We start from the raw sequence: 24785 nt of genomic DNA, 5'->3' as shown, positions 1-24785 counted from the left end.
AATAGTATGGCTAAAGAATCAATGAAAGCGCGTGAGCGCAAAAGAGAAGCACTTTCAGCTAAATATGCCGCTAAAAGAAAAGCTTTAAAAGAAGCCGGAGACTACGAAGCACTTCAAAAGCTTCCTAAAAACTCTTCTCCGGTAAGATTACATAATAGATGTAAGCTTACAGGAAGGCCAAGAGGATATATGAGAGTTTTTGGAATTTCCAGAGTAACTTTTAGAGAAATGGCTAACGAAGGATTAATACCGGGAGTTAAAAAAGCTAGTTGGTAAAAATTAAAAATTAATAGATTTTAAAAGTAGAATTTAAATTCTATACTCTAAAATTAAATAAATATGGTTACAGACCCAATTGCAGATTACTTAACAAGAGTAAGAAATGCCATGAGAGCAGGACACAAAGTTGTTGAAATTCCTGCATCAAAAATTAAAAAAGAGATTACTAAAATTCTCTTCGATCAAGGATATATCCTTAACTACAAATTTGAAGAAGGTAGTGTACAAGGAATTATTAAAATTGCTTTAAAATACGATAAAGCAACTAATCTTCCTGCTATCAAAAAAATTCAAAGAGCATCTAAACCGGGCTTAAGAAAATATTCCGGTTGTAAAGAACTTCCAAGAGTTTTAAATGGATTAGGTATCGCTATTATCTCAACTTCAAAAGGAGTAATGACAGATAAGAAAGCTAGACAAGAAAATGTTGGTGGAGAGGTAATTTGTTATGTTTATTAAAAAATTGAAGAAATGTCAAGAATAGGAAAAGCAATAATAAATATTCCAACAGGTACTACCATTGATTATAAAGATAATGTAGTTACAGTTAAAGGAAAAAACGGTGAGTTAAAACAAGAACTTACTGGAGGAATAACTATAAATATTGAAAATTCTGAATTAGCAGTTCAACGTCCATCCGACAGTAAAGAACATAAATCTTTGCATGGATTATACAGAGCTCTTATTAATAACATGATAGTTGGTGTATCTGAAGGATTCACCAAAAAATTGGAATTAGCGGGGGTAGGTTATAGAGCATCTAATCAAGGCCAAAAATTAGAATTGGCTTTAGGATTTTCGCATTTAGTAGTTATAGAGTTACCTCAAGAAGTAAAAGTGGAAACTTTAACAGAAAAAGGTAAAAATCCAATAATTACTTTATCTTCGTATGATAAACATTTATTAGGGATGGTTTGTGCAAAAATAAGATCACTTCGTAAACCTGAACCTTATAAAGGTAAAGGAGTTAAATTTGTAGGAGAACAAATCAGAAGAAAAGCAGGTAAATCTGCATAAAAAATTAAGTTATGGCATTAACTAAAAGAGAAAAAAGAATAAGAGTTAAAAGGAGAGTACGTAAAAATATATTCGGTACAGCTGAAAAACCTCGTTTGTCAGTTTTTAGAAGTAATAAAGAAATTTACGCTCAACTTATAGATGATAATTCTGGCAAAACTTTAGCTTACGCATCTTCGCGTCAAAAAGAAATTGCCGGAGAAAAAGGAACTAAAACTGAAATTTCTGCTTTAGTAGGTAAGAAATTAGCTGAAAATGCTAAAGTAGCCGGTATTGAAACTGTAGTTTTTGATAGAAATGGCTTTATATATCACGGAAGAGTGAAAGCCTTAGCTGATGGTGCTAGAGAAGGAGGTTTAAAATTTTAATACATTAAAAAATTATGTTAGGAATAAATAATATTGAAAGAGTAAAACCGGGTGGGTTAGAACTTGTAGATCGTTTAGTAGGTGTACAAAGAGTAACAAAAGTAACCAAAGGTGGTAGAGCATTCGGATTTTCAGCTATTGTGGTTGTAGGTGATGAAAAAGGAGTTGTAGGATTCGGTTTAGGTAAATCAAAAGAAGTGGCTAGCGCTATTTCAAAAGCTGTAGAAGATGCTAAGAAAAATTTAGTTAGAGTACCGATATTAAACGGTTCACTTCCACATGAACAATCTGCAAAATATGGCGGTGCTGATGTATTTATACGTCCGGCATCTCATGGTACAGGTTTGATTGCCGGAGGAGCTGTTCGTGCCGTATTGGAATCTGCAGGAGTTAAAGATGTACTTTCAAAATCTAAAGGATCTTCAAATCCGCATAACGTAGTAAAAGCAACAGTAAAAGCACTATTAAACTTAAGAAGTGCTGAAACTATTGCACAACAAAGAGGAGTTTCACTTTCTAAAGTATTTAAAGGATAAGAACATGGCAACGATAAAAATAACTTTAAAAAGAAGTTCAATTAAAAGACCGAAAAATCAAAAGCTTACTTTAGAAGCATTAGGTTTAACTAAATTGAATAAGACCGTTGAACATGAAGCAACCCCACAAATATTAGGTATGGTTGCAGTAGTAAAACATTTAGTAACTGTTGAAGAATAATAAGATATGAATTTACATACTTTAAAACCTGCACAAGGTTCAACACATAATAGCAAGAGACTAGGTAGAGGTCAAGGAAGTGGTAAAGGAGGTACTTCTACTAAAGGTCACAAAGGAGATAAATCTCGTTCAGGACATAAAGATAAAGTAGGATTTGAAGGAGGTCAAATGCCTTTACAAAGAAGGATTCCTAAATTTGGCTTTAAGAATATCAATAGAAAAGAATATGTAGGTATTAATTTAGACACAATTCAAGGTTTAATTGATAGTAATAAAATTTCTACTGAAATCACTAAAGAAACTTTAATCGAAAATGGATTAATTTCTAAAAATGATTTAGTTAAAATTCTTGGCAGAGGAGAATTAAAATCTACCGTTAATATAACTGTTGATAAATATACTAAATCAGCAAAAGAGGCTATAGAAAAAGCCGGAGGGAAAGCTAACATCTTATAAAAAAGCATGAAAGGATTTATACAGACATTAAAGAATATCTGGAGTATAAAAGAGTTAAGAGATAAACTTATTTTCACTTTTGTTCTAGTATTGGTATACAGATTTGGTACGCATGTTTCACTTCCTGCTATCAATATGGTTGAAGTAGATAATATTCTTGAAATCTACAAAAACAATGGTGGAAACCAACAGGCTACCGGCCTGTTAGGGTTATTATCTTCATTTACGGGAGGTGCATTCAGTAAAGCATCAATTTTTGCTTTAGGTATTATGCCGTATATATCTGCTTCTATTGTGGTGCAATTAATGGGATTAGCTATACCTTATATACAAAAACTACAAAAAGAGGGAGAAAGCGGTCGTAAGACGGTTAATCAGATTACTAGGTGGTTGACAATTTTAATATGTTTAATACAAGCTCCTGCCTATTTGACATCTATTACACAAGTCTTTCTACCTATTGAACAATTTAGAACAGCCTATTTAGTAGATCCCAATAATATTTTCTTATTTTGGGTGCCAAGTATTATAATCTTAATTTCAGGCACAATTTTTGCTATGTGGATGGGGGAAAAGATAACTGACAAAGGAATCGGTAATGGGATATCTATTTTAATTATGGTTGGTATTTTAGCAGGTTTTCCAACAGCATTTGTTCAAGAAGTTGGTGTACAAATGGGAGATACCGGAAAAGGACTTATCATGATGTTTATAGAAGTAATTGCTTGGTTGTTAGTTATCATATTATGTATTATGTTGACTGTAGCCGTAAGAAAAGTTCCTGTACAATACGTTAGTAGAACAAAATCTGGATCATTACGTTCCATAACAAATGCGGCAAGGCAATATATACCATTAAAAGTTAATGCAGCCGGTGTAATGCCTATCATTTTTGCACAAGCATTAATGTTCATACCGGGTTTATTGGTACGTTCTGAAACAACTACTAATACTTTTTGGGCAGGATTTAGTCAAGTATTTAGTTGGCAATATAATCTATTATTTGCCCTATTAATAATTGTCTTTACCTTTTTCTACACAGCTATTACAATTCCTATAAATCAAATGGCTGATGATTTAAAAAGAAATGGAGGATTAATTCCACGTGTAAAACCAGGTAAAGAAACAGCTGATTATTTAGATGATGTTTTATCTAAAATTACACTACCTGGAGCTATTTATTTAGCTCTTATAGCAGTTCTTCCTGCAATAGTTAAAATTATCGGTCTCACCGCAACCGATAAATTTGCTTTATTTTTTGGTGGAACTTCCTTATTAATTATGGTAGGAGTATTATTAGATACTGTTCAACAAATTAATACTTATTTATTAAACCACCATTATGATGGTTTAATGCAATCAAGATTAAGTAGAAATCCGAATTAATATATGGCAAAACAAAAACATATAGAACAAGACGGAACTATTATTGAAGCATTGTCTAATGCAATGTTCAGAGTAGAATTAGAAAATGGCCACATTTTAACCGCACATATTTCTGGTAAAATGAGGATGCATTATATTAAACTATTACCTGGAGATAAAGTACGGTTGGAAATGTCACCCTATGATTTATCAAAAGGAAGAATAACTTTCAGATATTAAAATAGAAAGAAAAATGAAAATTAGAGCATCACTTAAAAAAAGAAGTTCAGATGATATTGTTGTAAGACGTAAAGGTCGTCTATACATTATAAACAAAAAAAATCCTAAATTTAAACAAAGACAAGGTTAATACTATGGCTAGAATTTCCGGTGTAGATTTACCAAAAAATAAAAGAGGAGTTATAGGCCTTACCTATATTTACGGTGTTGGTAAAAGTACTGCAGCTAAAGTTTTAAAAGATGCAGGAATTAGTGAGGATAAAAAAGTTTCTGAATGGAATGACGATGAAGTTAATGCTATCAGAAAATTCATTTCCGAAAACGTTAAAGTAGAAGGAGAATTACGTTCTGAAATTCAATTAAATATTAAACGTTTAATGGATATTGGATGTCAGAGAGGTATCAGACATCGTCTGGGTTTACCACTTAGAGGTCAAAGAACCAAAAATAATTCTCGTACAAGAAAAGGTAAAAGAAAAACTGTAGCTAATAAGAAAAAAGCCACTAAATAATAAATAGAAACATGGCAAAAACAGCATCAAAAACAGCTAAAAAAAGAAAAGTTAAAATTGAAGCAGTAGGAGAAGCTCATATCCAAGCCTCATTTAATAATATTATTATTTCTTTAACTAATAAAAATGGAGAAGTAATATCATGGGCATCTGCTGGGAAAATGGGTTTTAAAGGCTCTAAAAAAAATACCCCTTATGCAGCTCAAATGGCAGCTGAAAATTGTGCGCAAGTTGCGTATGAATTAGGATTAAGAAGGGTAAAAGTTTTTGTGAAAGGTCCGGGAGCTGGAAGAGAATCCGCTATTCGAACTATTCATAATGCTGGTATTGAAGTTAGTGAAATCGTTGATGTAACTCCTATACCACATAATGGATGTAGACCACCAAAAAGAAGAAGAGTTTAATACTATTAATATCATTCAAATTTTATAATGGCAAGATATATTGGTCCAAAAACGAAAATAGCTAGAAAATTTGGACAAACTATTTATGGGGAAGATAAGTATTTTGAAAGAAGAAAATACCCTCCAGGACAACACGGTCCGAACAAGAGAAGAGGTGCTAAAAAATCTGAATATGCAGTTCAGTTGGCTGAAAAACAAAAAGCAAAATATACTTACGGTATATTAGAAAGACAATTTGCAAATTTGTTTGACAAGGCACAAAGAAGTAAAGGGATTACCGGTGAAGTATTATTACAATTATGTGAATCAAGACTTGATAACGTGGTTTATAGATTCGGTTTGTCTAATACTAGAGCAGGATCTCGTCAATTAGTATCACACAAACATATCACAGTTAATGGAGAGATTGTAAATATACCTTCTTATCTATTAAAACCTGGTGATGTGATTGGAGTTAGAGAAAAATCTAAATCATTACAAGTAATTAAAGATGCTTTAGCTAATAATTCTCATAAAACTTATGAATGGTTAGTATGGAATGATGAAAAACTATCAGGAGATTTTAAAGTAGTTCCTGAAAGAATTCAAATTCCTGAAGATATCAAAGAACAATTGATAGTCGAATTATATTCTAAATAAAACAAAAAATTAGCTAAGATTTATATGGCAATTTTAAACTTTATAAAACCTGATAAGGTAATTTTAGTTGAATCAGATGATTTTAAAGGTCAATTTGAATTCAGACCCTTAGAGCCTGGATTTGGATTAACCGTTGGAAATGCTTTAAGAAGAGTTTTATTATCTTCGTTGGAAGGGTATGCTATTACATCAATAAAAATTGAAGGAGTTGAACATGAGTTTTCAACTATACCGGGTGTAATAGAAGATGTGACTGAAATCATATTGAATCTTAAAAAAGTTAGATTTAAAAATCAAATCAATAAAGGTGGAAATGAAATTGTAACAGCTCAAATTTCCGGAAAATCAGAATTAACAGCCGGAGATTTAGGTAAATTTATTTCTTCTTATCAAGTTTTAAATCCTGATTTAGTGATTTGTCATATGGATAAATCAGTTAAATTTAATATAACTTTTAATATAGATAAAGGAAGAGGGTACGTACCTGCAGAACAAAATAAATCTAATCACGCTCCAATAGGAACTATAGCAATTGACTCTATTTATACTCCAATCAGAAATGTTAGTTATAGCATTGAAGATTATCGTGTAGAACAGAGAACTGATTACGAAAAGCTTATTTTAGATATTCAAACAGATGGTTCAATAACTCCTCAAGAAGCTTTAACAGAAGCAGCTAAAATATTAATTCATCATTTTATGTTATTTTCTGATGAGAGAATAACATTAGAAGCAGATGTTGTTTCATCCGCAGACACTTATGACGAAGAAGCTCTTCATATGAGACAGTTATTAAAAACTAAACTAGTTGATATGGATCTATCTGTTAGAGCTCTTAATTGTCTTAAGGCTGCAGAAGTTGAAACTTTGGGAGAATTAGTTTCCTTTACAAAATCAGATTTAATGAAGTTTAGGAATTTTGGTAAAAAATCTCTAACCGAATTGGAAGATTTAGTTTATTCTAAGAATCTGACTTTTGGTTTGGATGTTTCAAAGTATAAATTAGAAGCAGAATAATAAGAAATCATGAGACACGGAAAAAAGTTTAATCATTTAGGGAGAACTGCATCACATCGTAAAGCTATGCTTTCCAATATGGCTACTTCCCTTATTCTTCATAAAAGAATTAACACAACTGTTGCTAAAGCTAAAGCATTAAGAACGTATATAGAACCATTATTAACTAAATCTAAAGTAGATACTACTCATAATAGAAGAACTGTTTTTAGTTATCTTCAGAGTAAAGAAGCAGTTACTGAATTATTTAGAACAGTAGCAACTAAAATTTCTTCTAGAAATGGTGGTTATTGTAGAATAATTAAAACTGGTTTTAGATTAGGAGATGGTGCAGATACAGCTCTTATCGAATTAGTAGATTTTAATGAAACCTATAATTCAGGAGAATCTAATAAAAAAGTAACTAGAAGAAGTCGTCGTTCAACCAAAAAGGCGGATTCTGCAGAATCAACATCTGAAGCTGTAGTTAATGAAACTAGTGAAGTTGAATCTGAGAATAAATCAGATGAAACAAAAGAATAAAAAATAAATTAAATCTAATAAAAAGCAGGTTTTTTAAACCTGCTTTTTTATTTTATACTTATCCCTTTATACTTACATAGATTTACAATAATCGTTTTATTATAGATCTACATAATCTATTTATGAAAGAGTAGTTATATATTATTGATAAAATAATTAATTGAAACTATAATATTATTTATAAACGTTTAAATATGACTGTATTTCAATAAAATAGATAAAAAGGTCTTTTACATTAATAATAAATTAAATTTTATTAAAATAAAATACTCTATGTAGGTCAAAACTGAATATTTAATCTAATATTTTTATTTAAATGTTTCACTTATAAATTAATAAAATCATGCTTTATAAGTTGGTTTTAAAGCTTTTAAAATTATTTTAGATACTTAAAAACAACTAATTATATTATATAAATAGTAAATGGAAACAAAAATGTAACTTAAAAAGTAGTAGGGTTAGGGTTTAAATACTTTTAAATAAAAAAAGCCTCTTAATATATAAGAGGCTTTTTTATATCATTAGTTTTTTTATTCAGAATCAAGTAATTTGAAAACCACTCTTCTGTTTTCTTTATTTTTCCATTCAGGACATTTAGAAGCAGGTTTACATTCAGGATATTTAGGGTTAGTGAATCCCATACCTTTACCTGTTAATTGATAAGGAGGCACACCTTTAGAAACTAAATATTTAATCACAGAAGTTACCCTTCTTTTTGATAGATTAAGATTGTAAGCATCTGTTCCTCTAGCATCAGTATGTCCTTCAACTAAAAATCTTGTACCTTGACCGTATTTAATTATAATATCAGCTACTTGATCTAAAATTGGTTGCGATTCTAAAAGAATTTTGTCTGAATCAAGATTAAACTGGATCCCTCCCATAGTTGCAATAAGTGGATTAATAGCATCCTCAGCAAGTTTTTGCGGTTCAGGACATCCATCGTTTGATGCAGGACCAGGGAAAGTAGGGCATTTATCATATAAGTCAATAATACCGTCCATATCTACGTCTAAAGCTCTACCGGAACCATCAACACGAGCACCTTTAGGAGTGTCTAATTCTCTATCCCAATCATCACAAACACCGTCATCATCTTTATCCCCAAAAACACAAACTTCTAATTGTTGTTGACTTGCTACATCATTGATTTTTGTAAACATTTCACGTAATGGATCAACCCAACCTAAATATTCATTATGTTTTCCTATTTTATACGTTACTCCCAAAGATGTTGTTAGGAAGTTATCGGATTTACTTCCTTTATGCAAATCAGCGTAATGACCGTTATTACCGGAACCATCAAATAGTTCATCACCAGTAATAATGTATATAGCTCTCACTGATGCATCCCATCTTTTGTTAATTTTATATGTTAATCCGGTACCCACCTGAACAAAAATAGACTTAAGGCCCATATCTTCATCAGCCATAGTTTCATAAACGGTTGAACCTTTTTCTAAAAATTTAGTTTTAGCTTTATATTGTATTGTTCCTAAACCGGCATATGCATGTAGGGCCCATCTGTAAGGAGATCTGTTGTCAATTCTTCTAAATAAAGAAGAAACGTTTAAATCTCCTAAAACGCTTAATGCGAAATAATTAGTTTTAGCGTCTACTTTATTTGAACCATACCCCTGCTTGGTTTCACCAAACTGACCTAATAAACTTAATCCAAAGACATGTGAAATTTGTTTATTTATTGAAGCTTGAAAATCATATCCAACTCTCCATTTGCTAGATGCCCCGTTATCTACAGAGGTAAAGTCAGATGTAATTAACCACGGAACACCTCCATATATAGATACAGACCAGTCATTAAATTGCTTTTGATCATTAGTAAACTTTACATAATCATCAGTGAAATTACTACTATCTACATTTTGAGCTTGTACATTTAAGCATGTACAAATAACTGCTAGTAAAAATAGAATACATTTTTTATTCATAACTATAATTAATTAGTAAGTATATTAAGTCTTCTCCTATACAAAATGATTGAAGGTTGTAAAATTATCAAAATTTTTTAAATAAAAAAATATATTAAAGCAGTTCATATAAAATTTTTTTTGAAAAATTTCTTTTTGAAATATGACTAATATGAGGTATATTTAAAGAAGCAGAGTAAAATGTTATAGAATTAAAATATATTATATCAATATCTATAGTTCTATCCTCATATTTTCCGCTAAAATAACTGTCATTAATTCTACCTAATGATCTTTCAATTTCTTTAATAGATTTTAAAAGTTTAATAGGGGACAAATCGGTACTAACGATAATTCCAATATTTAGATAATTATTTGACGAATAATAATCTTCAGGTTCAGATTCGATTATTTTGGTTTTTTTCAAAATTAAACCAATTTTAGAATCTATTAAATTTATAGCTGATGTTATATTATTTTTTTTATTTCCTAAATTGCTGCCTAGTAACAAAGTAACCTTATTCATCTACTAATTAATTATTTGTTAATAGAAAGAAATGAAAAAATTTATCATTCAAGTATTGGCAACCATTGTTGGTATTGTGTTGTTAACCAGTATAGTTGTATTTAGCTTGATTTTAATAAATATTATAGCATTTATTCCATCTAAATTTGTTGTTAAAGATAAATCAATTTTAGAAATAAATCTAAACAATTCCATTTTAGAATCCTCAAATGATCGAGAAGTACCAATTTCATTAATAAATAATGTTAAGCATGTTTATTTAAAAGATATTTTAGATGTAATAAATCATGCTAAAACAGATGATAAAATAGAAGGAATAAGTCTTAAATTATCCAATATAAATGCAGGATACTCACAAATAGCAGAAATTCGTCAAGCCTTGCTAAATTTTAAAGAAAGTAAAAAGTTTATATACTCATATAGTAATGAATGTGATCAAAGATCATATTATTTATCTTCTGTGGCCGATTCTCTATACATTAATCCAAATGCAAGTATAGAGTTGGCAGGTTTATCTGCAGAAGTTTTATTTTATAAAAATTTAGGACAAAAGTTTGGAGTAAATTTTGAAGTTATAAGACACGGTAAATATAAATCAGCCGTTGAACCGTATCTTAGAGATAATCTTTCAGAAGAAAATAGATATCAATTAAAAAATTTGTTACAGAATTTTTGGAATAAAATATCATCTGATATAATCTCTTCAAGAAAAATTACTAACGAGAGTTTAAATAAATCAGTAGATAGTTTATATGGTTTTATTCCAGAATTAGCATATAAAAATAGATTAGTAGATAGGTTGATCTATGAATCCCAATATGATAATTTAATTAAGAAGAGATTAGGTTTGTCAGATGAAGATTCCATTAATAAAATATCTTTGGAACAATATAAAGAATTTACTGAAGATGTTTCATTTATTAATGATAAAATAGCCATATTATATGCATCAGGACAAATATATACAGGTAAAGGAGACACAGAGGTTTACTCCAAAACGTTTATCAATCTTATTAATGAAATAAAAAATGATGATGATATTAAAGCAGTAGTTTTACGAGTAAATTCACCTGGTGGAAGCGCGAATGCTTCTGCTGAAATTTTGTATGAATTATATGAGCTAAAAAATAAAAAACCTTTAATAGTATCATTTAGTGATTTAGCAGCCTCCGGAGGCTATTATATTTCAATGGCTGCTGATAAAATTTATGCCCAAGATAATACACTAACAGGATCCATAGGCGTTTTAGGCATGATTCCGGATGTTAAAAAATTAGCCAATACTATTGGTATTACTTCAGACTATGTTTCGACAAATTTAAACTCTAATTATTATTCAATTACCCGGGGAACATCTAAAGGATTCAAAGAAATAATGAATAAGGGGATTACTATAACATATAAAAAATTTGTTAATGAAGTAATGAAGGGTAGACATATGACCTATGCTCAAGTAGATTCGGTAGGACAAGGTAGAATATGGAGCGGAAGGGATGCATTAGAAAACGGTTTGGTAGATGAAATCGGCGGTTTCAATGAGGCTATTGAATATGCTGCAAAAAAAGCAGGGGTAACATCTTATAATTTAGTTTCCTATCCGGAAGAAAAAACCAATTGGGATCTTATAGTAAATATGTTTACCTCTGATGACAATGATTTGAATCAATCGGGTATAATAGAAAACCTTATTAAATATGAATTAGGTAAGGATCATTATAAATTATATCAAAAAATAAAAAATATAGAAAGTAATCAAGGAATAATGTACTTAATGCCGTATGATGTAGAAATTAAATAACGGATAAAAAGTCTTGAATAAAAATATTCTAACTAATATATCATTTTCAATAAAGATGTTATATCTTTGCAAAACTTAAAAGTTTGAGAAAAGTATTTTTATAATTTTTTCGAGAATTTATTCAACCAAATAGTACAATTATTTAAAAGTTAAATGGGATTATTTGATTTTCTTACACAAGAAATAGCAATTGATTTGGGTACAGCAAATACCCTAATCATTCATAATAATAAAGTAGTAGTAGACAGCCCTTCTATAGTAGCAATAGATAGAAGAACCATGAAGCCTATTGCAGTCGGAGAGATAGCTAAGCAAATGCAGGGGAAAACGCATGATGATATAAAAACTATTAGACCTTTAAAAGATGGTGTAATAGCTGATTTTGGCGCGTCCGAGCATATGATCAGGGAATTTATAAAACAAATTCCGGGAATAAAAGGAAAAATTTTTAATCCTTCATTGAGGATGGTCATTTGTATACCTTCAGGTATTACAGAGGTTGAAAAAAGAGCAGTAAAAGATTCTGCAGCTAAAGTAAATGCTAAGGATGTAAAATTAATTTATGAGCCTATGGCTGCAGCTATCGGAGTTGGAATTGATGTAACACAACCTAAAGGTAATATGATTATAGACATAGGGGGAGGAACTACTGAAATAGCAGTTATAGCTTTGGGAGGAATTGTTTGTGATAACTCTATTAAAATTGCAGGAGACGTATTTAATAATGATATCTTATATTATTTAAGAACTCATCATAATTTGTTTATCGGAGAAAAAACAGCAGAACACATTAAAATGGAGGTAGGTTCAGGACTTGAAGAACTGGATAATCCCCCTGAAGATCTACCAGTTCAAGGTAGAGATTTAATTACCGGTAAACCTAAAGAAATTATGGTTAATTATAAAGAAATGGCCAGAGCTCTAGATAAATCAATTTTAAGAATCGAAGATGCTATCATGGAAACTTTATCAAGAACACCTCCGGAATTATCTGCAGATATCTATAATACCGGTATATATTTAGCAGGAGGAGGGGCTTTACTTAGAGGTCTCGATCAAAGAATAGGAAGGAAAACAGGGTTACCTGTTTTCATAGCTGACGATCCATTGAGAGCAGTTGTGAGAGGTACTGGAATTGCACTAAAAAATATTGAAAAATTTGAGAATTTTTTAATCAAATAATAAATTATTCTTAAGATAAAACTTATTAATGTCTGTATTTATAAATTTTCTATCAAAAAATAGTAGATTCCTGCTATTTCTATTTTTGCAGATATTAGCTCTTTTTTTTACGTTTAACAGAAATGTTTATCATAATTCGATACTAGAAGAAAAAATAATTTCATTCACCGGTTATGTAGATTCTAAAATATCTTATTTAACGTACTATATAAATCTCAAAAAGGAAAATGAACGTCTAATAGAAGAGAATAAAGAATATAGAAATAAATTTCTAGGGAAAACCGGAAAAATTAAGCCTGAGTTTTTTGCTATGTTAGATTCTACAAAATATAAGCAAAAATATTATTATACCACTGCTGATATAATATCAAACTCAATTACAAGGTCAAATAATTATTTAATTATAGATCGAGGGACAGATCAAGGTGTTAGTCCGGAAATGGGCGTTGTTACCTCAACCGGCGTTGTAGGAATGATTATTAATTGTACGAAAAATTATTCCAAAGTTATTTCCATTCTTAATAGGAATACCAGGATAAATGCCAGATTAAAATCAAGTAAATATTACGGTACATTATTATGGCAGGGAGAAGATCCCAGAATCATGCATTTATCAGATATACCTAAATATGTAGGTGTAAAGATAGGAGATACTATTGAAACGGATGGAAAATCTAAAATATATCCTGAAGGTATATTAATTGGAAGAGTGAGCAGTAAATCCATAGATGAGGAGACCGGTAATTGGAATATTTCAGTTGAATTATTTCAAGATATGGGAAATATACAAAAAGTATATGTAGTGGATAAACTGGATAGAGAAGAAATTAAAAGTTTGAAAGATTCTATAAATTAATAATGCTTAACAGATACACATTAATAAATCTCATCTTAATTCCCATCTTACTGTTATTGCAAGTTTTTGTATTTAATAATATCTATTTTTTCCATAAATATAATCCTATCATATATATTATTTGGATCATTTTTTATCCATATGATAAATCTTTTAATTATCTTTTTTTAATTTTTTCATTCCTTTTGGGATTTGGAATTGATTGTTTTATGGACACCGGAGGCGTTAATGCTTTCTCATCCGTATTAATTTCTTATATAAGAAATACAGTACTTCGATATATCTCAGATTTAGATCGAGAAATGAAAATATTAAACTTTTCAGATTTAAATTTCCTTCAATTGCTATCGTATATAATAATAATTATATTAATTCATCATTTAAGTCTTTTTATTTTAGAAAGTTTTAAAATATCTATGATATTAGATGTAATAGAAGACGCTCTTATAACATCAGTATTTTCATTTTTATTTATCATTATAATTTACGCTTTCTTTAAAAATAAGATCGGATAGTGAAAAAATTTCAGATTATAATAGGGGTGTTGATTTTCTTAGCGTTACTGTTTATCGCGCGTATATCCTACCTACAATTATTTACAGAAAAATATAAGCTTAACGCAGCAAATACTTCAATAAAAGCAGAATATCAAATTCCATTACGGGGATATATAATGGACAGAAACGGTAAAATATTAGTAGGAAATACTCCTTCCTATGAGTTGACTTTTACCCAATCACAGATGGAAAAAAATTTTGATACCTTAGGTTTTTGCAAATTAGTTAATATTTCGAAAGCTGATTTTATAAAAAAAATCAAAAGTATTAAATCTAATAAGAAAATTTATAATAACCTGGTTCCTATGACCTTTATGAAAGGTCTGACAAGTGAAGATTTAGCCAGAATACAAGAAAAACTTTTTAAATATAATGCATTTTCAATTGTTAGAACTCCTGAAAGAAATTACTTGGTCCATTCTGCAGGAAACATATTGGGTTATATTAATGAAGTTAATGAAAAATATATAAAATCAGATTCATCTTATTACATGCCCGGTAATTTAGCTGGTATGACAGGAGTAGAAAAATCGTATGAAAAATATTTACGAGGAATAAAAGGAATTAAGTATATACAAAAAGACAGAAGATTAAGAAGTATAGGCTCATATAAGGATGGAGAGTATGACCAGCAAATGCATAGTGGTAAAGATATAACACTCTCAATTGACTATGATTTACAAAATCTGGCAGAAAAATTGTTAGTTAATAAAAGAGGCGGTATAGTAGCTTTAGATCCCAATAATGGAGAAATATTGGTTATGGCCTCAGCTCCCGTTATTGATCCTTCAGTATTTGTAGGAAGAGATAAGAATAAACATATATATTCTCTTCAAATGGATTCAATGAATAAGCCAATGTTTGATCGAGCAGCTCAAGCAGCATATCCTCCAGGATCTACTTTTAAATTGATAAATGGTTTAGCTGCTTTACAAATGGGAGTAATAGATGAAAAAACAACCTTTATATGTAAGCATGGTTTTCATTATGGAAACAGGAAGATAGGTTGCCACTGTGGATATTTTTACACTCCTATTGCTATGGATAAAGCTATTCAAAAATCATGTAATAATTTCTTTGCAGAGGCTTACGTAAGAATACTTAACAAGTATCCGGGTAACATTGAAAAAAGTATTGATGAATGGAGTGATATAGTTAAAAGTTTTGCCGTCGGTGAATTTATGCATAATGATTTAGCAGTGGGAAGTAGAGGAAACATTCCGGATGCAAATTATTATAATAGACGTTACGGAAAGGATAAATGGAATATCTATACTATAATTTCGAATTCAATAGGGCAAGGTGAAGTTTTAGCAACTCCTTTACAAATCGCAAATTATACGGCTGTTATTGCCAACAGAGGATTTTTTTACACCCCTCATATTGTAAAAGCTATTGATGGAAAACCGATAACAGATCCTCAATTTACTGTACCCAAACAAGTAAAAGTCGAGAAAAAATATTTTGATATTGTTAATAAGGGAATGAGTATGGTAGTTTTATCGGGTACAGGTCATAGGATTTTTACCAATACATTTAGTCAGGAAGGCAAAACAGGTACCTCACAAAATCCTCATGGAAAAGATCATTCCATATTTGTTTTAATAGCTCCCGTAGATAAACCAAAAATAGCTATAGCTGTAGTCGTTGAAAATGGAGGTTTTGGAGCTACTTATGCCGGACCCATGGCCTCTCTACTTGCAGAAAAATATCTTACCGGAACCATTGAAAGAAAATCAATGGAAGAAAGCATCATAAAATCTGATTTCAGTAATGAATATTTGAGACAATGGAATGATTATTTAAAAAGAACAGGGAAATATGTTCCAAATAATTTACCTCAAGCGTTAAAAGATAGTATAAATAAGATTAATTCGAATAAAAAACTATCATTAAAAGAAAAGCAACGATTAATACAAAATATAATTAATCAGGGAGAAGCAGCTAAAAAATTAGATAATTTTATTGGTGATTAAAGATGAATAAAATTTTTAGGGGAGTAGATGGCTTAATGTTATTTTTATATTTGCTTATAGCCTTATTTGGTATCGCAAATATATACAGCGTTGATAGTTCCAGTGGTACTAAACAATTCATCTGGCTGTTAATATCTTTAACAGTAGGAACTTCAACCTTTCTTGTTCGTCCTAAATTTTTTGAGAATTTTGCGGGCTTATTTTACTTATTTGGCTTATGTTTACTTACCGGTGTTTTACTATTTGGAAGCTATGTTAATGGAGCTAAAGCCTGGTATCGAATTGGAGGTTTCAGTTTACAACCGGTAGAATTAGCTAAAATTTCCACAGCATTAATGTTAGCTAATTACGTAGATTCTCCTAATTTTAATATTAAAAATAATCAATCATTAGGAATTGCATTTCTAATTATATTTATTCCCATAGTATTAATTTTGCTGCAACCCGATGTAGGATCCATTTTAGTTTTTACTGCTTATTTTATCGCTTTATATAGAGAAGGAATGACGGGATGGTTGTTCATCATTGGTTTTTATTTTGCGATTTTATTTCTGACTTCCATCTGGGTCCCATCATGGATCGTTATTTTAATATTAACACTTTTGCTGTTTCTATTATTATTTTTGCTTAGAAAGAAAATTAAGTGGAATCAACACCTTAATATTTTATTTATCATAGTATTTGTACTAATATCAAGTGTTATAAGCATATCCTCACCTTTTATATTCGAGCATTTACCAAAGCATCAAAAAGAAAGAATATTAGTACTATACGAAGGAGAAAAAAAATACAGAGATACCGCAGGATATAATTTGCTTTATTCTAAAACAGCCATAGGATCGGGAGGTTTCTGGGGTAAAGGATATAAACAAGGTAGTGTTACAGCAGGTAAATTTGTGCCGGAGCAACAAACAGACTATATATTTTGTACAGTGGGTGAAGAATGGGGATTTGTAGGATGTACCCTATTGATCGGGCTATATACTTGTTTAATAGCAAGAATATATTATTTGGCAGAAACACAGAAAAGCGCATTCTCCAGAGTTATGGGATATTCATTAGCTTCCATATTATTTATGCATTTTTTAATTAATATAGGAATGGTAATAGGATTGTTTCCAACTGTAGGGATTCCATTACCTTTCTTTAGTTATGGTGGTAGTTCACTATTAGGATTTTCCTTATTTATTTTTATATTCTTGCGTTTGAATTATTCTGACAAAAATAGTCTTATCTAGATATCCATTAGTATTAACTAATTTTTGACCATTTAATTTTATTCTTATGATATTTTAAGAAGAATTTTCTTATAGCTTGATTTTTTTCCTTTGTAAGATCAGGATCATCTTGTAATAAATGATCTACACAGGATTTAGATAATGATACTATTACCTTATCATGAATCAAATCTGTTTTTTTAAAATCAATTGTACCGCTTTGCTGAGTTCCTAAAATATTACCGGGTCCTCTTAATTTCAAATCCACTTCAGATATTCTAAATCCGTTGTTTGTTTCACACATTGTTTTAATCCTTTTCTGTGCATCATTCGATAGCTCTGATTTGGTCATCAAAATACAATAGGATTGTTCAGCACCTCTACCCACTCTTCCTCTTAATTGATGCAATTGAGATAATCCGAATTTCTCTGCACTTTCAATAACCATAACACTTGCATTCGGAACATTTACTCCCACCTCAATAACAGTAGTGGCAATCATAATTTGCGTCTGATTATTGACAAATCGTTGCATTTCATATTCTTTATCCGCTGCTTTCATTTTCCCGTGTACGATGCTTATTTGATAATCAGGCATTGGGAAATCTCTGACTATACTTTCATATCCATCCATAAGATATTTATAATCAAGACTTTCACTTTCTTCTATAAGGGGATATACAATATATACTTGTCTGCCTTTTTTAATTTCATTTTTCAGAAAACCAAAAACGGATAGCCTGTTTGAATCTGTTCTATGATAGGTTTTAATTTCTTTCCTGCCACTTGGTAATTCATCAATTATGGATACATCCAAATCACTATAATAACTCATGGCCAATGTTCTCGGTATAGGAGTAGCTGTCATCACTAATATATGAGGAGGTATCGAATTTTTTCCCCACAATCGAGAGCGTTGTTCAACTCCAAACCGATGTTGTTCATCAATTATAGCTAAACCTAAATTTTTAAATTGTACTTTTTCTTCAAGTAAAGCATGTGTACCCACCAATATATTTATTTTTCCCGACAGTAATTCTTGATGGATTAGTTTTCTTTCCGAGGTCGAAGTTGATCCCGTTAATAGATGGACAGAAATATTCATTTCATCAACCAATTCACAAATGCTTTTATAATGTTGAACGGCTAAAATTTCGGTGGGAGCAATCATACAAGCTTGAAAACCATTATCAATAGCTAAAAGCATGGATAAGAGAGCGACCATCGTCTTTCCACTTCCTACATCACCTTGCAATAACCTATTCATTTGAATATTTCGGCTAAGGTCTTTACGAATTTCTTTAATTACTTTTTTTTGAGCATTTGTTAATTGGAACGGAAGATGAAAATTATAAAATTCATTAAAATGATGTCCGACATTAGAAAAAGGATTTCCTAAATTTATACGTTGTCTATGAATTTTTTGTAATCCAAAACCAAGTTGAAAAAAAAACATTTCTTCAAATTTCAACCTGTATTCGGCCTGTTGTAAATCAACGTAAGAATTTGGAAAATGAATTTGTTGATAAGCTTTTTTACGAGAAATTAATTTATAATTTACTAAAATTTCTTGCGATAAGTTTTCCTCTATTTGATCATCAATAGCGACTAAAATTTCCCTAATTGATTTTTTAAAAAAACGTTGATTGATCCCTCTTTTTTGTAATTTTTCCGAGTTTGAATAAATTGGTTCTAAAACTATAGGAGCTAGTTTTGCATCATTCATTTTTTCGATTTCCGGATGCGCAAGGGTTAATTTTCCATTAAAAGCATTTACTTTACCAAATATTAAAACTTCTTCATGTAAGGGAATGCTTTTTACTAACCAATTCGTTACATTGAACCATATAAGTTCTAATTTTCCGGTACTATCTTCAAATATACCGGTTAATCTGCTTTTCTTATTTAAAGTTGTTTCTTTTAAAGATATTATTTTACCTCTTAATTGAATTTCAGCTGAAGAAGAGCCTAGTTGATTTACTTTATAAATTTTACTTTTATCTACATATCTAAAAGGAAAATAATTAAGTAAATCCTCGCATGAGTGAATATTAAGCTGCTTTTTTAATAAGTTCGCTTTTTCAGTTCCTATACCTTTAACATATTCAATAGAAGATTGAAGATATAATGCACTCATTCTACAAAATTAAGAAACTGATCTTACTATAACTAGCAATAGCGATATAAATTAATTGAAATTTACTATTTAAAGAAAACACATAAGAAGGGAATTATTCCCTTCTTACGTGAAAGAATATATTTGAGTATCTTATTTAATTAAATTATTGATATCAGATATTTTAGAAGTAATTTTTAAAATTTTATTTTTTTGATCTACTAAAATTAGAGTAGGGGTACCGGTTATATTTAGTTCTTTTACAAATTTACTATCCCAATATATTAAATCTGAATCGTTTAACCATGAAGTTTCTTTAATAGCATTTTGCCAATCCTCTTTATTATAATCAACAGAAAGGGCTATAATTTCACCACCCGATTTTTTAAAATTTTCGTAAAACTGTTTAACATATGGCATTTCTTGTTGGCAATGACTACACCAAGAAGCCCATACCATAATTAATTTATATTTAGTTTTAATGTCATATAAATACGTATACTTATCGTTTAATTTTTGCGTAAATTTTATGTTTGGAATTATTTTTCCTTCCTTTATAGAATTATTGTCTTGAATTGTTTTTTTAAGTTCCGCACTTATTTCGCATGTTAGTGATTCAGCTCTTTTCATATATTTATCAGTAAGATTTACTAAACCATATCCATTTAGAAAATTGATAGTTGCGGATAATATCTCTTGTCCTCTGCTTGTTTCTTCACCAACTTCATCCAATAAAACTTCTATAGCTTTATTAATTTTATTTTCCCAATCTTTTTGAGAAGTGGCTCCCATTGCAGACAGTTTAAAATAATTATATAAAAGAGATTTACCAACACCGGAAGTTTCAAATTCTTGTCCGGCATTTTTAAAATGATCTAAAATTAAATTTTTATTAGAAATAGCATCGCCGTTTCCTATTTCAGTATTTTTAATTAGATCTGAAGTTTTTAAATAATAGGATAAAAATGGAAATTCTGAAATATCAGGTTCATTCATTTCAGATATTCTTTGAATTTCATTATTTAAGGGTAAATAAAAATCATCTTTAGAATTATAATAAAAATTTATATTTTGTAATTGAGGAAGAATAGAATTTTTTTTAATGTCATAGTTTAAATAATTTTGATAACGTTCATTAATTTGATTACCCGGTATATTTATAATAAATTCATCATTTGTAGTAATTGATGCGCTAAAATCTATATCGGTATTATCAGAGATGAATATGTAATTCTTCTTGGCATCCAGTAATGAAATTTCAATTATACCGGAATAGTTATCTTTAACAGGAATTGAAAAAGATCCATTTGAATTTGTAGTTATGTTTCCTATTAAAATATCATCAAATGCTCTATCTATTTTTACTAATATTCTTTTATTAGAATAATTGGCAATAGTACCTTTAAATGTAAATTGAGCTTGAGCTATTAAGCTTATTAGAACTAATAAGAATGTAATTGAAATTTTTTTCATAAAAAAAGCCTTGTTATTTATTTAACAAGGCTAATTTATGAAATTTAAATCTTTATACAGATTTAATTCTTTTCTTTTTAAAGATATAAAACATTATAAAAATAGCACTTATTAATAAAAAAGGCACTATAAAATTAATTGGAGTTGAGTTTGGTTCCATTATACCTATCCCACCACCATAGGCTACTACTTCACCTTCGGCGTTTGGAATTGGAGGTACTTCTTCCGTTTCAACTACAACTTGCAAAATATTGTAAGCAAAAGATTGATTATAAACTAAAGCTATGAATATTATGGAAAATAATTTTTTCATTTCAATTTTACTTTATTATTTAACTATTTTTTTAGTTACTTTCTCACCAGTAATTTTATTAGTCACTACTATAACGTACAAAGATGACGATGTAGTATGAATAGGTAGCAAATAATCATTTTGGGTATCGATATTTGTTTCTGTGGAAATTAACTGACCTAAAACGTTAAATATAGTTACTTCTGCTTTTTTCCAATTTTGATCAAAGTGAATTTTATATTCATTTCCGGTCTTATAAATAGTTGTTAAACTATTTAAAGTAGTAATGTCTTCATTTCCTAAAGTTCCAGGCTCTTTCCAGAAAATTTCAAATCTGTCGTTAGTTGATTCATTAAGAGTTACAGAATAGGTAAAATTAGAATCAATTTCTTTAATAACTTTTAATTGTTTATCATGAAAATAAAATTTTGCATTAGGATTATCAAAGTTATTTTTTCCTTCTTCTTTTATAGGGTTCATGTTATACTTAAGTTCTGATTTAAAGGTAAATTCTTTTCCTTTATCCAGAGTATTAACAGTTACACCTACTGGAACAGCAACTTTAGAAGAATTATCCGAGTTAATTACATTAATATATAATTCAGTATCTTCATAGCCGGGGTATTTTCCACCATTTATAGATTCCGGTATGGTATAGATATTGGTAGACACATCATTATCATTTTCTGTATTGGATTTGATTTTAGCTTCAAATTCATTTAATTCTCCGGTGATCAAATTTGGACCGGCTGCAAGATATGTGTTACCATAGAAAGTTTTACCGGAAACTAATTCAAGATTTAATTGATATAGATCTTGTGAATTAGATTTTGATCGTGTACCCCATACTTTTCCCTTATTGAATTCATATTTGGATTGTTCAAATGTTTGAGGTTTACTATCTTTATATAAATCAACTTTTACGTAGTCACTTTTCGCTTTGATGAAAAAATTAGTCATTGGAGGGATAATTCTTATATCATCACCAATTATTTGTCCATTACTATCAAATGTAAACATTTGTGTTTTTCCTTCATATCGGGTAGTTCCATCCACAATTTTATTAGTGATTGGTCCATCACTTGCGCCTCCTATTATGTTTGGAATTTGATCTTTAAGTAATATAGTTATGTCAATATTGGAAGTATAAGGATTTACCATACGCAACATCCTATCCCAGTATCGGTTTGAATTTAACACTTCATCAGTAGTAGTTTTAGTAAATTTAATAGTAGAAGCAAACGGGTCATCCAAATAAGTCCAGTAATATAATCCATAAGGATTTTTAGCATTATTTCCAATATTATAGCCTGTAGCAACTCTACTACTTATAGGTAGAGATAAGTCTGCTGCAGAAGCTGTACCTCCGTCAGTAGGTTTAGTGCCCGCAACATAAGGAGTTCCTTGAAATGAAATTACACCATCAAAATTTGATCCGGTATTATACAATTCTTTTCTAAAAGAATAATATTTTCCGGGAACAAAATTTTCAACTTTTTGAAATGGATCGTATCTAAATCGATCTTCTCTCCATGTAAATAAAGGGTGACGATTCCATCTAGAGCTATTTTTACAATTATTATTAATATAAAATAGCCCACAAACAAGCTCTGGTTTTAGTTGATTATTAGTTAAATCACCTGAGAAATTATCATAGGTATATTTGATAAAAGGTATACCGAAAAGAACCTCACCGGAACCATAATCATATAGATGTTTTTGAATAGTAACACCTCCAACAGTACTTTTATTGTTTACGATTATTAATTGACCATAGTTTTTTTCATCGTCATAAGTTATAACAAACTTATTTGGATCTCCATTATTTTTTAGAGTACCTTCTGATATTTTAACATTACCTTTATTAGTAAATACATCAGAACTGTTGTCTATGGTTATATCTCCAGTACTAAATAAAGTCGTACCTGGACTCACAAAGAACTTAGCACCGTTAGTGGTGGTTATTTGTGAATTGCTTGCAATACAACCCAGTACAAAAAGCAAGGGTATAAATTTCATTTTCATTTATTAAGCATTTATTAGTTAAATTTATTTATTAAATATAATATATACTAGTAGTGCAAATATAAATAAAAATATTATTCGCAAGTCTTTTTTTTTTATTTTATTGATTTGTGTTTCGTTAACGCAACAAATTTATCCATATCTATAAGTAAATTTCCGTTATAATTGTCAATATCATAACTAATTTTAGAAAATAGGTTTTCAGAGATACTTCGCAACCCTCTTGCCCCTAAACCTAAAATTCTGGTTTCTTTTACAATTTCTTTTAATACGTCATCGGTAATGGAAAGATTGATTCCATCTAATTTAAATAGTGCCTGATATTGTTTGATTATTGCATTTTTAGGTTTAGTAAGAATTTGTAACATAGCCTCATCATCCAATGGCTCTAAATTAGTTATTACAGGGAATCTTCCTAATAGTTCGGGAATAAGTCCGAAAGTTTTTAAATCGGTAGCATTTACCTGAGATAAAATGTGTTCTTCTTCAAGTGTTTTTTCATCCGTTTTGCTGAAACCTATCGTGTTTTTATTTAGTCTGTTTGAAATAATTTTATCAATACCTGAAAAAGCTCCCCCTGCAATAAATAAAATATTTTGTGTATTTACTTGAATGTATTTTTGATCGGGGTGTTTTCTGCCGCCTTGAGGAGGAACATTAATAATACTTCCTTCTAAAAGTTTTAATAAAGCTTGTTGCACTCCTTCCCCGGAAACGTCGCGGGTTATACTTGGATTATCGCTTTTTCGACTAATTTTATCTATTTCATCTATAAAGACTATACCTTGTTCAGCCTTTTCAACGTTATAATCAGCAGCTTGTAATAATCGACTTAATATACTTTCAACATCTTCACCCACATATCCGGCTTCTGTTAAAACAGTTGCATCAACTATAGTAAAAGGAACATCCAAAAGTTTAGCAATTGATTTGGCAATTAGAGTTTTTCCGGTTCCTGTTTCACCAACCATCAATATGTTGGATTTTTCAATTTCAACCTCCCTGTCAACTTCTAAAGAATGTGCTAACCTTTTATAATGATTGTAAACGGCAACAGATAACGTTTTTTTTGCGTTTTCTTGACCTATTACGTATTGATCTAAAAATTCTTTTATTTCTTTAGGTTTTTTTACTTGCAATTCAAAATTGCTGTCGTCTTTAAAATTTTCTTCCTGTATAACAATGTTATGTGCTTGTTCAATACAATCATTGCATATATGTCCGTGAAGTCCGGCAATTAATAGTTGAACTTCAGATTTTTTTCTTCCGCAAAAAGTACATTTTTGTTCCATAAGCTTTAATA

Annotated in this window: 27 protein-coding genes; 20 read left to right on the top strand and 7 right to left on the bottom strand. The window is 29.8% G+C overall.

Translation table 11 applies throughout. The annotated features are described in order from the left end of the window. Positions 1–6 precede the first annotated feature (6 nt). The 15 genes from rpsN to rplQ all read left to right on the top strand — a co-directional run bounded on the left by rpsN (position 7) and on the right by rplQ (position 7536). Entirely contained in the window at positions 7–276 is a 270-nt protein-coding gene (gene rpsN, locus GFU93_RS03145; RefSeq protein WP_055425360.1) for a 30S ribosomal protein S14, read from the top strand. Between the two features lie 63 nt (positions 277–339). Further along, complete coding sequence (gene rpsH / locus GFU93_RS03140; RefSeq protein WP_105298122.1) at positions 340–738, top strand: 30S ribosomal protein S8; 399 nt, start codon at positions 340–342, stop codon at positions 736–738. Between the two features lie 12 nt (positions 739–750). Next, positions 751–1296, top strand: coding sequence for a 50S ribosomal protein L6 (gene rplF, locus GFU93_RS03135; protein WP_105298121.1), 546 nt, complete (start codon positions 751–753; stop codon positions 1294–1296). A gap of 11 nt (positions 1297–1307) precedes the next feature. Continuing rightward, positions 1308–1664, top strand: a complete 357-nt coding sequence (gene rplR, locus GFU93_RS03130; protein WP_105298120.1) for a 50S ribosomal protein L18 — start codon at positions 1308–1310, stop codon at positions 1662–1664. A gap of 14 nt (positions 1665–1678) precedes the next feature. Further along, a complete protein-coding gene (rpsE, locus tag GFU93_RS03125; RefSeq protein WP_055425356.1) occupies positions 1679–2200 on the top strand; it encodes a 30S ribosomal protein S5 in 522 nt (173 codons plus the stop codon). A gap of 4 nt (positions 2201–2204) precedes the next feature. Then, positions 2205–2381: a 50S ribosomal protein L30 gene (gene rpmD, locus GFU93_RS03120; RefSeq protein ID WP_055425355.1), complete on the top strand. Its 177-nt coding sequence runs from the start codon at positions 2205–2207 to the stop codon at positions 2379–2381. Between the two features lie 6 nt (positions 2382–2387). After that, a complete protein-coding gene (rplO, locus tag GFU93_RS03115) occupies positions 2388–2837 on the top strand; it encodes a 50S ribosomal protein L15 (protein ID WP_105298119.1) in 450 nt (149 codons plus the stop codon). Between the two features lie 6 nt (positions 2838–2843). Next, on the top strand, positions 2844–4223 hold the full coding sequence (secY, locus tag GFU93_RS03110; protein ID WP_105298118.1) for a preprotein translocase subunit SecY: 1380 nt from the start codon (positions 2844–2846) through the stop codon (positions 4221–4223). A 3-nt stretch (positions 4224–4226) separates the two neighbouring features. Further along, on the top strand, positions 4227–4442 hold the full coding sequence (gene infA / locus GFU93_RS03105; RefSeq protein WP_055425352.1) for a translation initiation factor IF-1: 216 nt from the start codon (positions 4227–4229) through the stop codon (positions 4440–4442). 13 nt (positions 4443–4455) lie between these two features. After that, a complete protein-coding gene (gene ykgO / locus GFU93_RS03100) occupies positions 4456–4572 on the top strand; it encodes a type B 50S ribosomal protein L36 (protein WP_073961215.1) in 117 nt (38 codons plus the stop codon). 4 nt (positions 4573–4576) lie between these two features. Beyond that, a complete protein-coding gene (rpsM, locus tag GFU93_RS03095) occupies positions 4577–4954 on the top strand; it encodes a 30S ribosomal protein S13 (RefSeq protein ID WP_105298117.1) in 378 nt (125 codons plus the stop codon). Between the two features lie 11 nt (positions 4955–4965). Then, positions 4966–5358 carry a 30S ribosomal protein S11 gene (rpsK, locus tag GFU93_RS03090; RefSeq protein ID WP_105298116.1) on the top strand — a complete coding sequence of 131 codons (393 nt, stop codon included), beginning with the start codon at positions 4966–4968 and terminating at the stop codon, positions 5356–5358. 27 nt (positions 5359–5385) lie between these two features. Next, positions 5386–5997, top strand: a complete 612-nt coding sequence (gene rpsD / locus GFU93_RS03085; RefSeq protein ID WP_160567151.1) for a 30S ribosomal protein S4 — start codon at positions 5386–5388, stop codon at positions 5995–5997. A 24-nt stretch (positions 5998–6021) separates the two neighbouring features. After that, positions 6022–7014, top strand: a complete 993-nt coding sequence (locus GFU93_RS03080; RefSeq protein ID WP_055425348.1) for a DNA-directed RNA polymerase subunit alpha — start codon at positions 6022–6024, stop codon at positions 7012–7014. Between the two features lie 9 nt (positions 7015–7023). Next, entirely contained in the window at positions 7024–7536 is a 513-nt protein-coding gene (gene rplQ, locus GFU93_RS03075; protein ID WP_160567148.1) for a 50S ribosomal protein L17, read from the top strand. 530 nt (positions 7537–8066) lie between these two features. On the opposite strand, the gene GFU93_RS03070 is transcribed toward rplQ, so the two are convergent. Further along, on the bottom strand, positions 8067–9485 hold the full coding sequence (locus GFU93_RS03070) for an OmpA family protein (RefSeq protein WP_160567145.1): 1419 nt from the start codon (positions 9483–9485) through the stop codon (positions 8067–8069). A 94-nt stretch (positions 9486–9579) separates the two neighbouring features. Beyond that, positions 9580–9990 carry a 2-amino-4-hydroxy-6-hydroxymethyldihydropteridine diphosphokinase gene (gene folK, locus GFU93_RS03065; protein ID WP_105298112.1) on the bottom strand — a complete coding sequence of 137 codons (411 nt, stop codon included), beginning with the start codon at positions 9988–9990 and terminating at the stop codon, positions 9580–9582. Positions 9991–10021: 31 nt separating this feature from the next. On the opposite strand from folK, the gene sppA reads away from it, so the two are divergent. The 5 genes from sppA to GFU93_RS03040 all read left to right on the top strand — a co-directional run bounded on the left by sppA (position 10022) and on the right by GFU93_RS03040 (position 17597). Next, on the top strand, positions 10022–11788 hold the full coding sequence (gene sppA / locus GFU93_RS03060; RefSeq protein WP_160567142.1) for a signal peptide peptidase SppA: 1767 nt from the start codon (positions 10022–10024) through the stop codon (positions 11786–11788). A 153-nt stretch (positions 11789–11941) separates the two neighbouring features. Beyond that, a complete protein-coding gene (locus tag GFU93_RS03055) occupies positions 11942–12970 on the top strand; it encodes a rod shape-determining protein (protein ID WP_055425343.1) in 1029 nt (342 codons plus the stop codon). Between the two features lie 28 nt (positions 12971–12998). Beyond that, positions 12999–13826: a rod shape-determining protein MreC gene (gene mreC, locus GFU93_RS03050; protein WP_160567139.1), complete on the top strand. Its 828-nt coding sequence runs from the start codon at positions 12999–13001 to the stop codon at positions 13824–13826. Between the two features lie 514 nt (positions 13827–14340). Beyond that, the gene (locus GFU93_RS03045) at positions 14341–16359 is read left to right on the top strand and encodes a penicillin-binding transpeptidase domain-containing protein (protein ID WP_370456873.1); all 2019 of its coding nucleotides are present in this window, start codon (positions 14341–14343) and stop codon (positions 16357–16359) included. A gap of 2 nt (positions 16360–16361) precedes the next feature. Beyond that, positions 16362–17597 (top strand): M50 family metallopeptidase, encoded by a 1236-nt coding sequence (locus GFU93_RS03040; protein ID WP_105298108.1) that lies wholly within the window; start codon positions 16362–16364, stop codon positions 17595–17597. 13 nt (positions 17598–17610) lie between these two features. On the opposite strand, the gene recG is transcribed toward GFU93_RS03040, so the two are convergent. The 5 genes from recG to clpX form a co-directional block, all read right to left on the bottom strand. Continuing rightward, the gene (recG, locus tag GFU93_RS03035) at positions 17611–19713 is read right to left on the bottom strand and encodes an ATP-dependent DNA helicase RecG (RefSeq protein ID WP_160567136.1); all 2103 of its coding nucleotides are present in this window, start codon (positions 19711–19713) and stop codon (positions 17611–17613) included. 132 nt (positions 19714–19845) lie between these two features. Further along, positions 19846–21165, bottom strand: coding sequence for a TlpA disulfide reductase family protein (locus tag GFU93_RS03030; RefSeq protein WP_160567133.1), 1320 nt, complete (start codon positions 21163–21165; stop codon positions 19846–19848). 52 nt (positions 21166–21217) lie between these two features. Further along, the gene (locus tag GFU93_RS03025; protein WP_105298105.1) at positions 21218–21478 is read right to left on the bottom strand and encodes a hypothetical protein; all 261 of its coding nucleotides are present in this window, start codon (positions 21476–21478) and stop codon (positions 21218–21220) included. Between the two features lie 15 nt (positions 21479–21493). Further along, positions 21494–23476, bottom strand: a complete 1983-nt coding sequence (locus tag GFU93_RS03020; protein ID WP_160594138.1) for a T9SS type A sorting domain-containing protein — start codon at positions 23474–23476, stop codon at positions 21494–21496. 101 nt (positions 23477–23577) lie between these two features. Beyond that, the gene (gene clpX, locus GFU93_RS03015) at positions 23578–24774 is read right to left on the bottom strand and encodes an ATP-dependent Clp protease ATP-binding subunit ClpX (RefSeq protein WP_160567127.1); all 1197 of its coding nucleotides are present in this window, start codon (positions 24772–24774) and stop codon (positions 23578–23580) included. Positions 24775–24785 lie beyond the last annotated feature (11 nt).

The sequence above is a fragment of the Apibacter sp. B3546 genome (assembly GCF_009827885.1).
In the GTDB taxonomy this organism is placed as follows: domain Bacteria; phylum Bacteroidota; class Bacteroidia; order Flavobacteriales; family Weeksellaceae; genus Apibacter.
This window is presented reverse-complemented; position numbering and strand designations above follow the sequence as displayed.

What these genes read in the sequence shown, in the direction of transcription:
- rpsE (WP_055425356.1), top strand. Translation starts at nt 1,679, where the DNA reads ATGTTAGGAATAAATAATATTGAAAGAGTAAAACCGGGTGGGTTAGAA.
- GFU93_RS03030 (WP_160567133.1), bottom strand. Translation starts at nt 21,165, where the DNA reads ATGAAAAAAATTTCAATTACATTCTTATTAGTTCTAATAAGCTTAATA.
- rplF (WP_105298121.1), top strand. Translation starts at nt 751, where the DNA reads ATGTCAAGAATAGGAAAAGCAATAATAAATATTCCAACAGGTACTACC.
- rpsK (WP_105298116.1), top strand. Translation starts at nt 4,966, where the DNA reads ATGGCAAAAACAGCATCAAAAACAGCTAAAAAAAGAAAAGTTAAAATT.
- GFU93_RS03055 (WP_055425343.1), top strand. Translation starts at nt 11,942, where the DNA reads ATGGGATTATTTGATTTTCTTACACAAGAAATAGCAATTGATTTGGGT.
- rpsH (WP_105298122.1), top strand. Translation starts at nt 340, where the DNA reads ATGGTTACAGACCCAATTGCAGATTACTTAACAAGAGTAAGAAATGCC.
- GFU93_RS03040 (WP_105298108.1), top strand. Translation starts at nt 16,362, where the DNA reads ATGAATAAAATTTTTAGGGGAGTAGATGGCTTAATGTTATTTTTATAT.
- rpmD (WP_055425355.1), top strand. Translation starts at nt 2,205, where the DNA reads ATGGCAACGATAAAAATAACTTTAAAAAGAAGTTCAATTAAAAGACCG.
- rpsN (WP_055425360.1), top strand. Translation starts at nt 7, where the DNA reads ATGGCTAAAGAATCAATGAAAGCGCGTGAGCGCAAAAGAGAAGCACTT.
- clpX (WP_160567127.1), bottom strand. Translation starts at nt 24,774, where the DNA reads ATGGAACAAAAATGTACTTTTTGCGGAAGAAAAAAATCTGAAGTTCAA.
- rplR (WP_105298120.1), top strand. Translation starts at nt 1,308, where the DNA reads ATGGCATTAACTAAAAGAGAAAAAAGAATAAGAGTTAAAAGGAGAGTA.
- GFU93_RS03020 (WP_160594138.1), bottom strand. Translation starts at nt 23,476, where the DNA reads ATGAAATTTATACCCTTGCTTTTTGTACTGGGTTGTATTGCAAGCAAT.
- GFU93_RS03070 (WP_160567145.1), bottom strand. Translation starts at nt 9,485, where the DNA reads ATGAATAAAAAATGTATTCTATTTTTACTAGCAGTTATTTGTACATGC.
- sppA (WP_160567142.1), top strand. Translation starts at nt 10,022, where the DNA reads ATGAAAAAATTTATCATTCAAGTATTGGCAACCATTGTTGGTATTGTG.
- rpsM (WP_105298117.1), top strand. Translation starts at nt 4,577, where the DNA reads ATGGCTAGAATTTCCGGTGTAGATTTACCAAAAAATAAAAGAGGAGTT.
- mreC (WP_160567139.1), top strand. Translation starts at nt 12,999, where the DNA reads ATGTCTGTATTTATAAATTTTCTATCAAAAAATAGTAGATTCCTGCTA.
- GFU93_RS03080 (WP_055425348.1), top strand. Translation starts at nt 6,022, where the DNA reads ATGGCAATTTTAAACTTTATAAAACCTGATAAGGTAATTTTAGTTGAA.
- rplQ (WP_160567148.1), top strand. Translation starts at nt 7,024, where the DNA reads ATGAGACACGGAAAAAAGTTTAATCATTTAGGGAGAACTGCATCACAT.
- GFU93_RS03025 (WP_105298105.1), bottom strand. Translation starts at nt 21,478, where the DNA reads ATGAAAAAATTATTTTCCATAATATTCATAGCTTTAGTTTATAATCAA.
- folK (WP_105298112.1), bottom strand. Translation starts at nt 9,990, where the DNA reads ATGAATAAGGTTACTTTGTTACTAGGCAGCAATTTAGGAAATAAAAAA.
- recG (WP_160567136.1), bottom strand. Translation starts at nt 19,713, where the DNA reads ATGAGTGCATTATATCTTCAATCTTCTATTGAATATGTTAAAGGTATA.
- infA (WP_055425352.1), top strand. Translation starts at nt 4,227, where the DNA reads ATGGCAAAACAAAAACATATAGAACAAGACGGAACTATTATTGAAGCA.
- secY (WP_105298118.1), top strand. Translation starts at nt 2,844, where the DNA reads ATGAAAGGATTTATACAGACATTAAAGAATATCTGGAGTATAAAAGAG.
- ykgO (WP_073961215.1), top strand. Translation starts at nt 4,456, where the DNA reads ATGAAAATTAGAGCATCACTTAAAAAAAGAAGTTCAGATGATATTGTT.
- rplO (WP_105298119.1), top strand. Translation starts at nt 2,388, where the DNA reads ATGAATTTACATACTTTAAAACCTGCACAAGGTTCAACACATAATAGC.
- rpsD (WP_160567151.1), top strand. Translation starts at nt 5,386, where the DNA reads ATGGCAAGATATATTGGTCCAAAAACGAAAATAGCTAGAAAATTTGGA.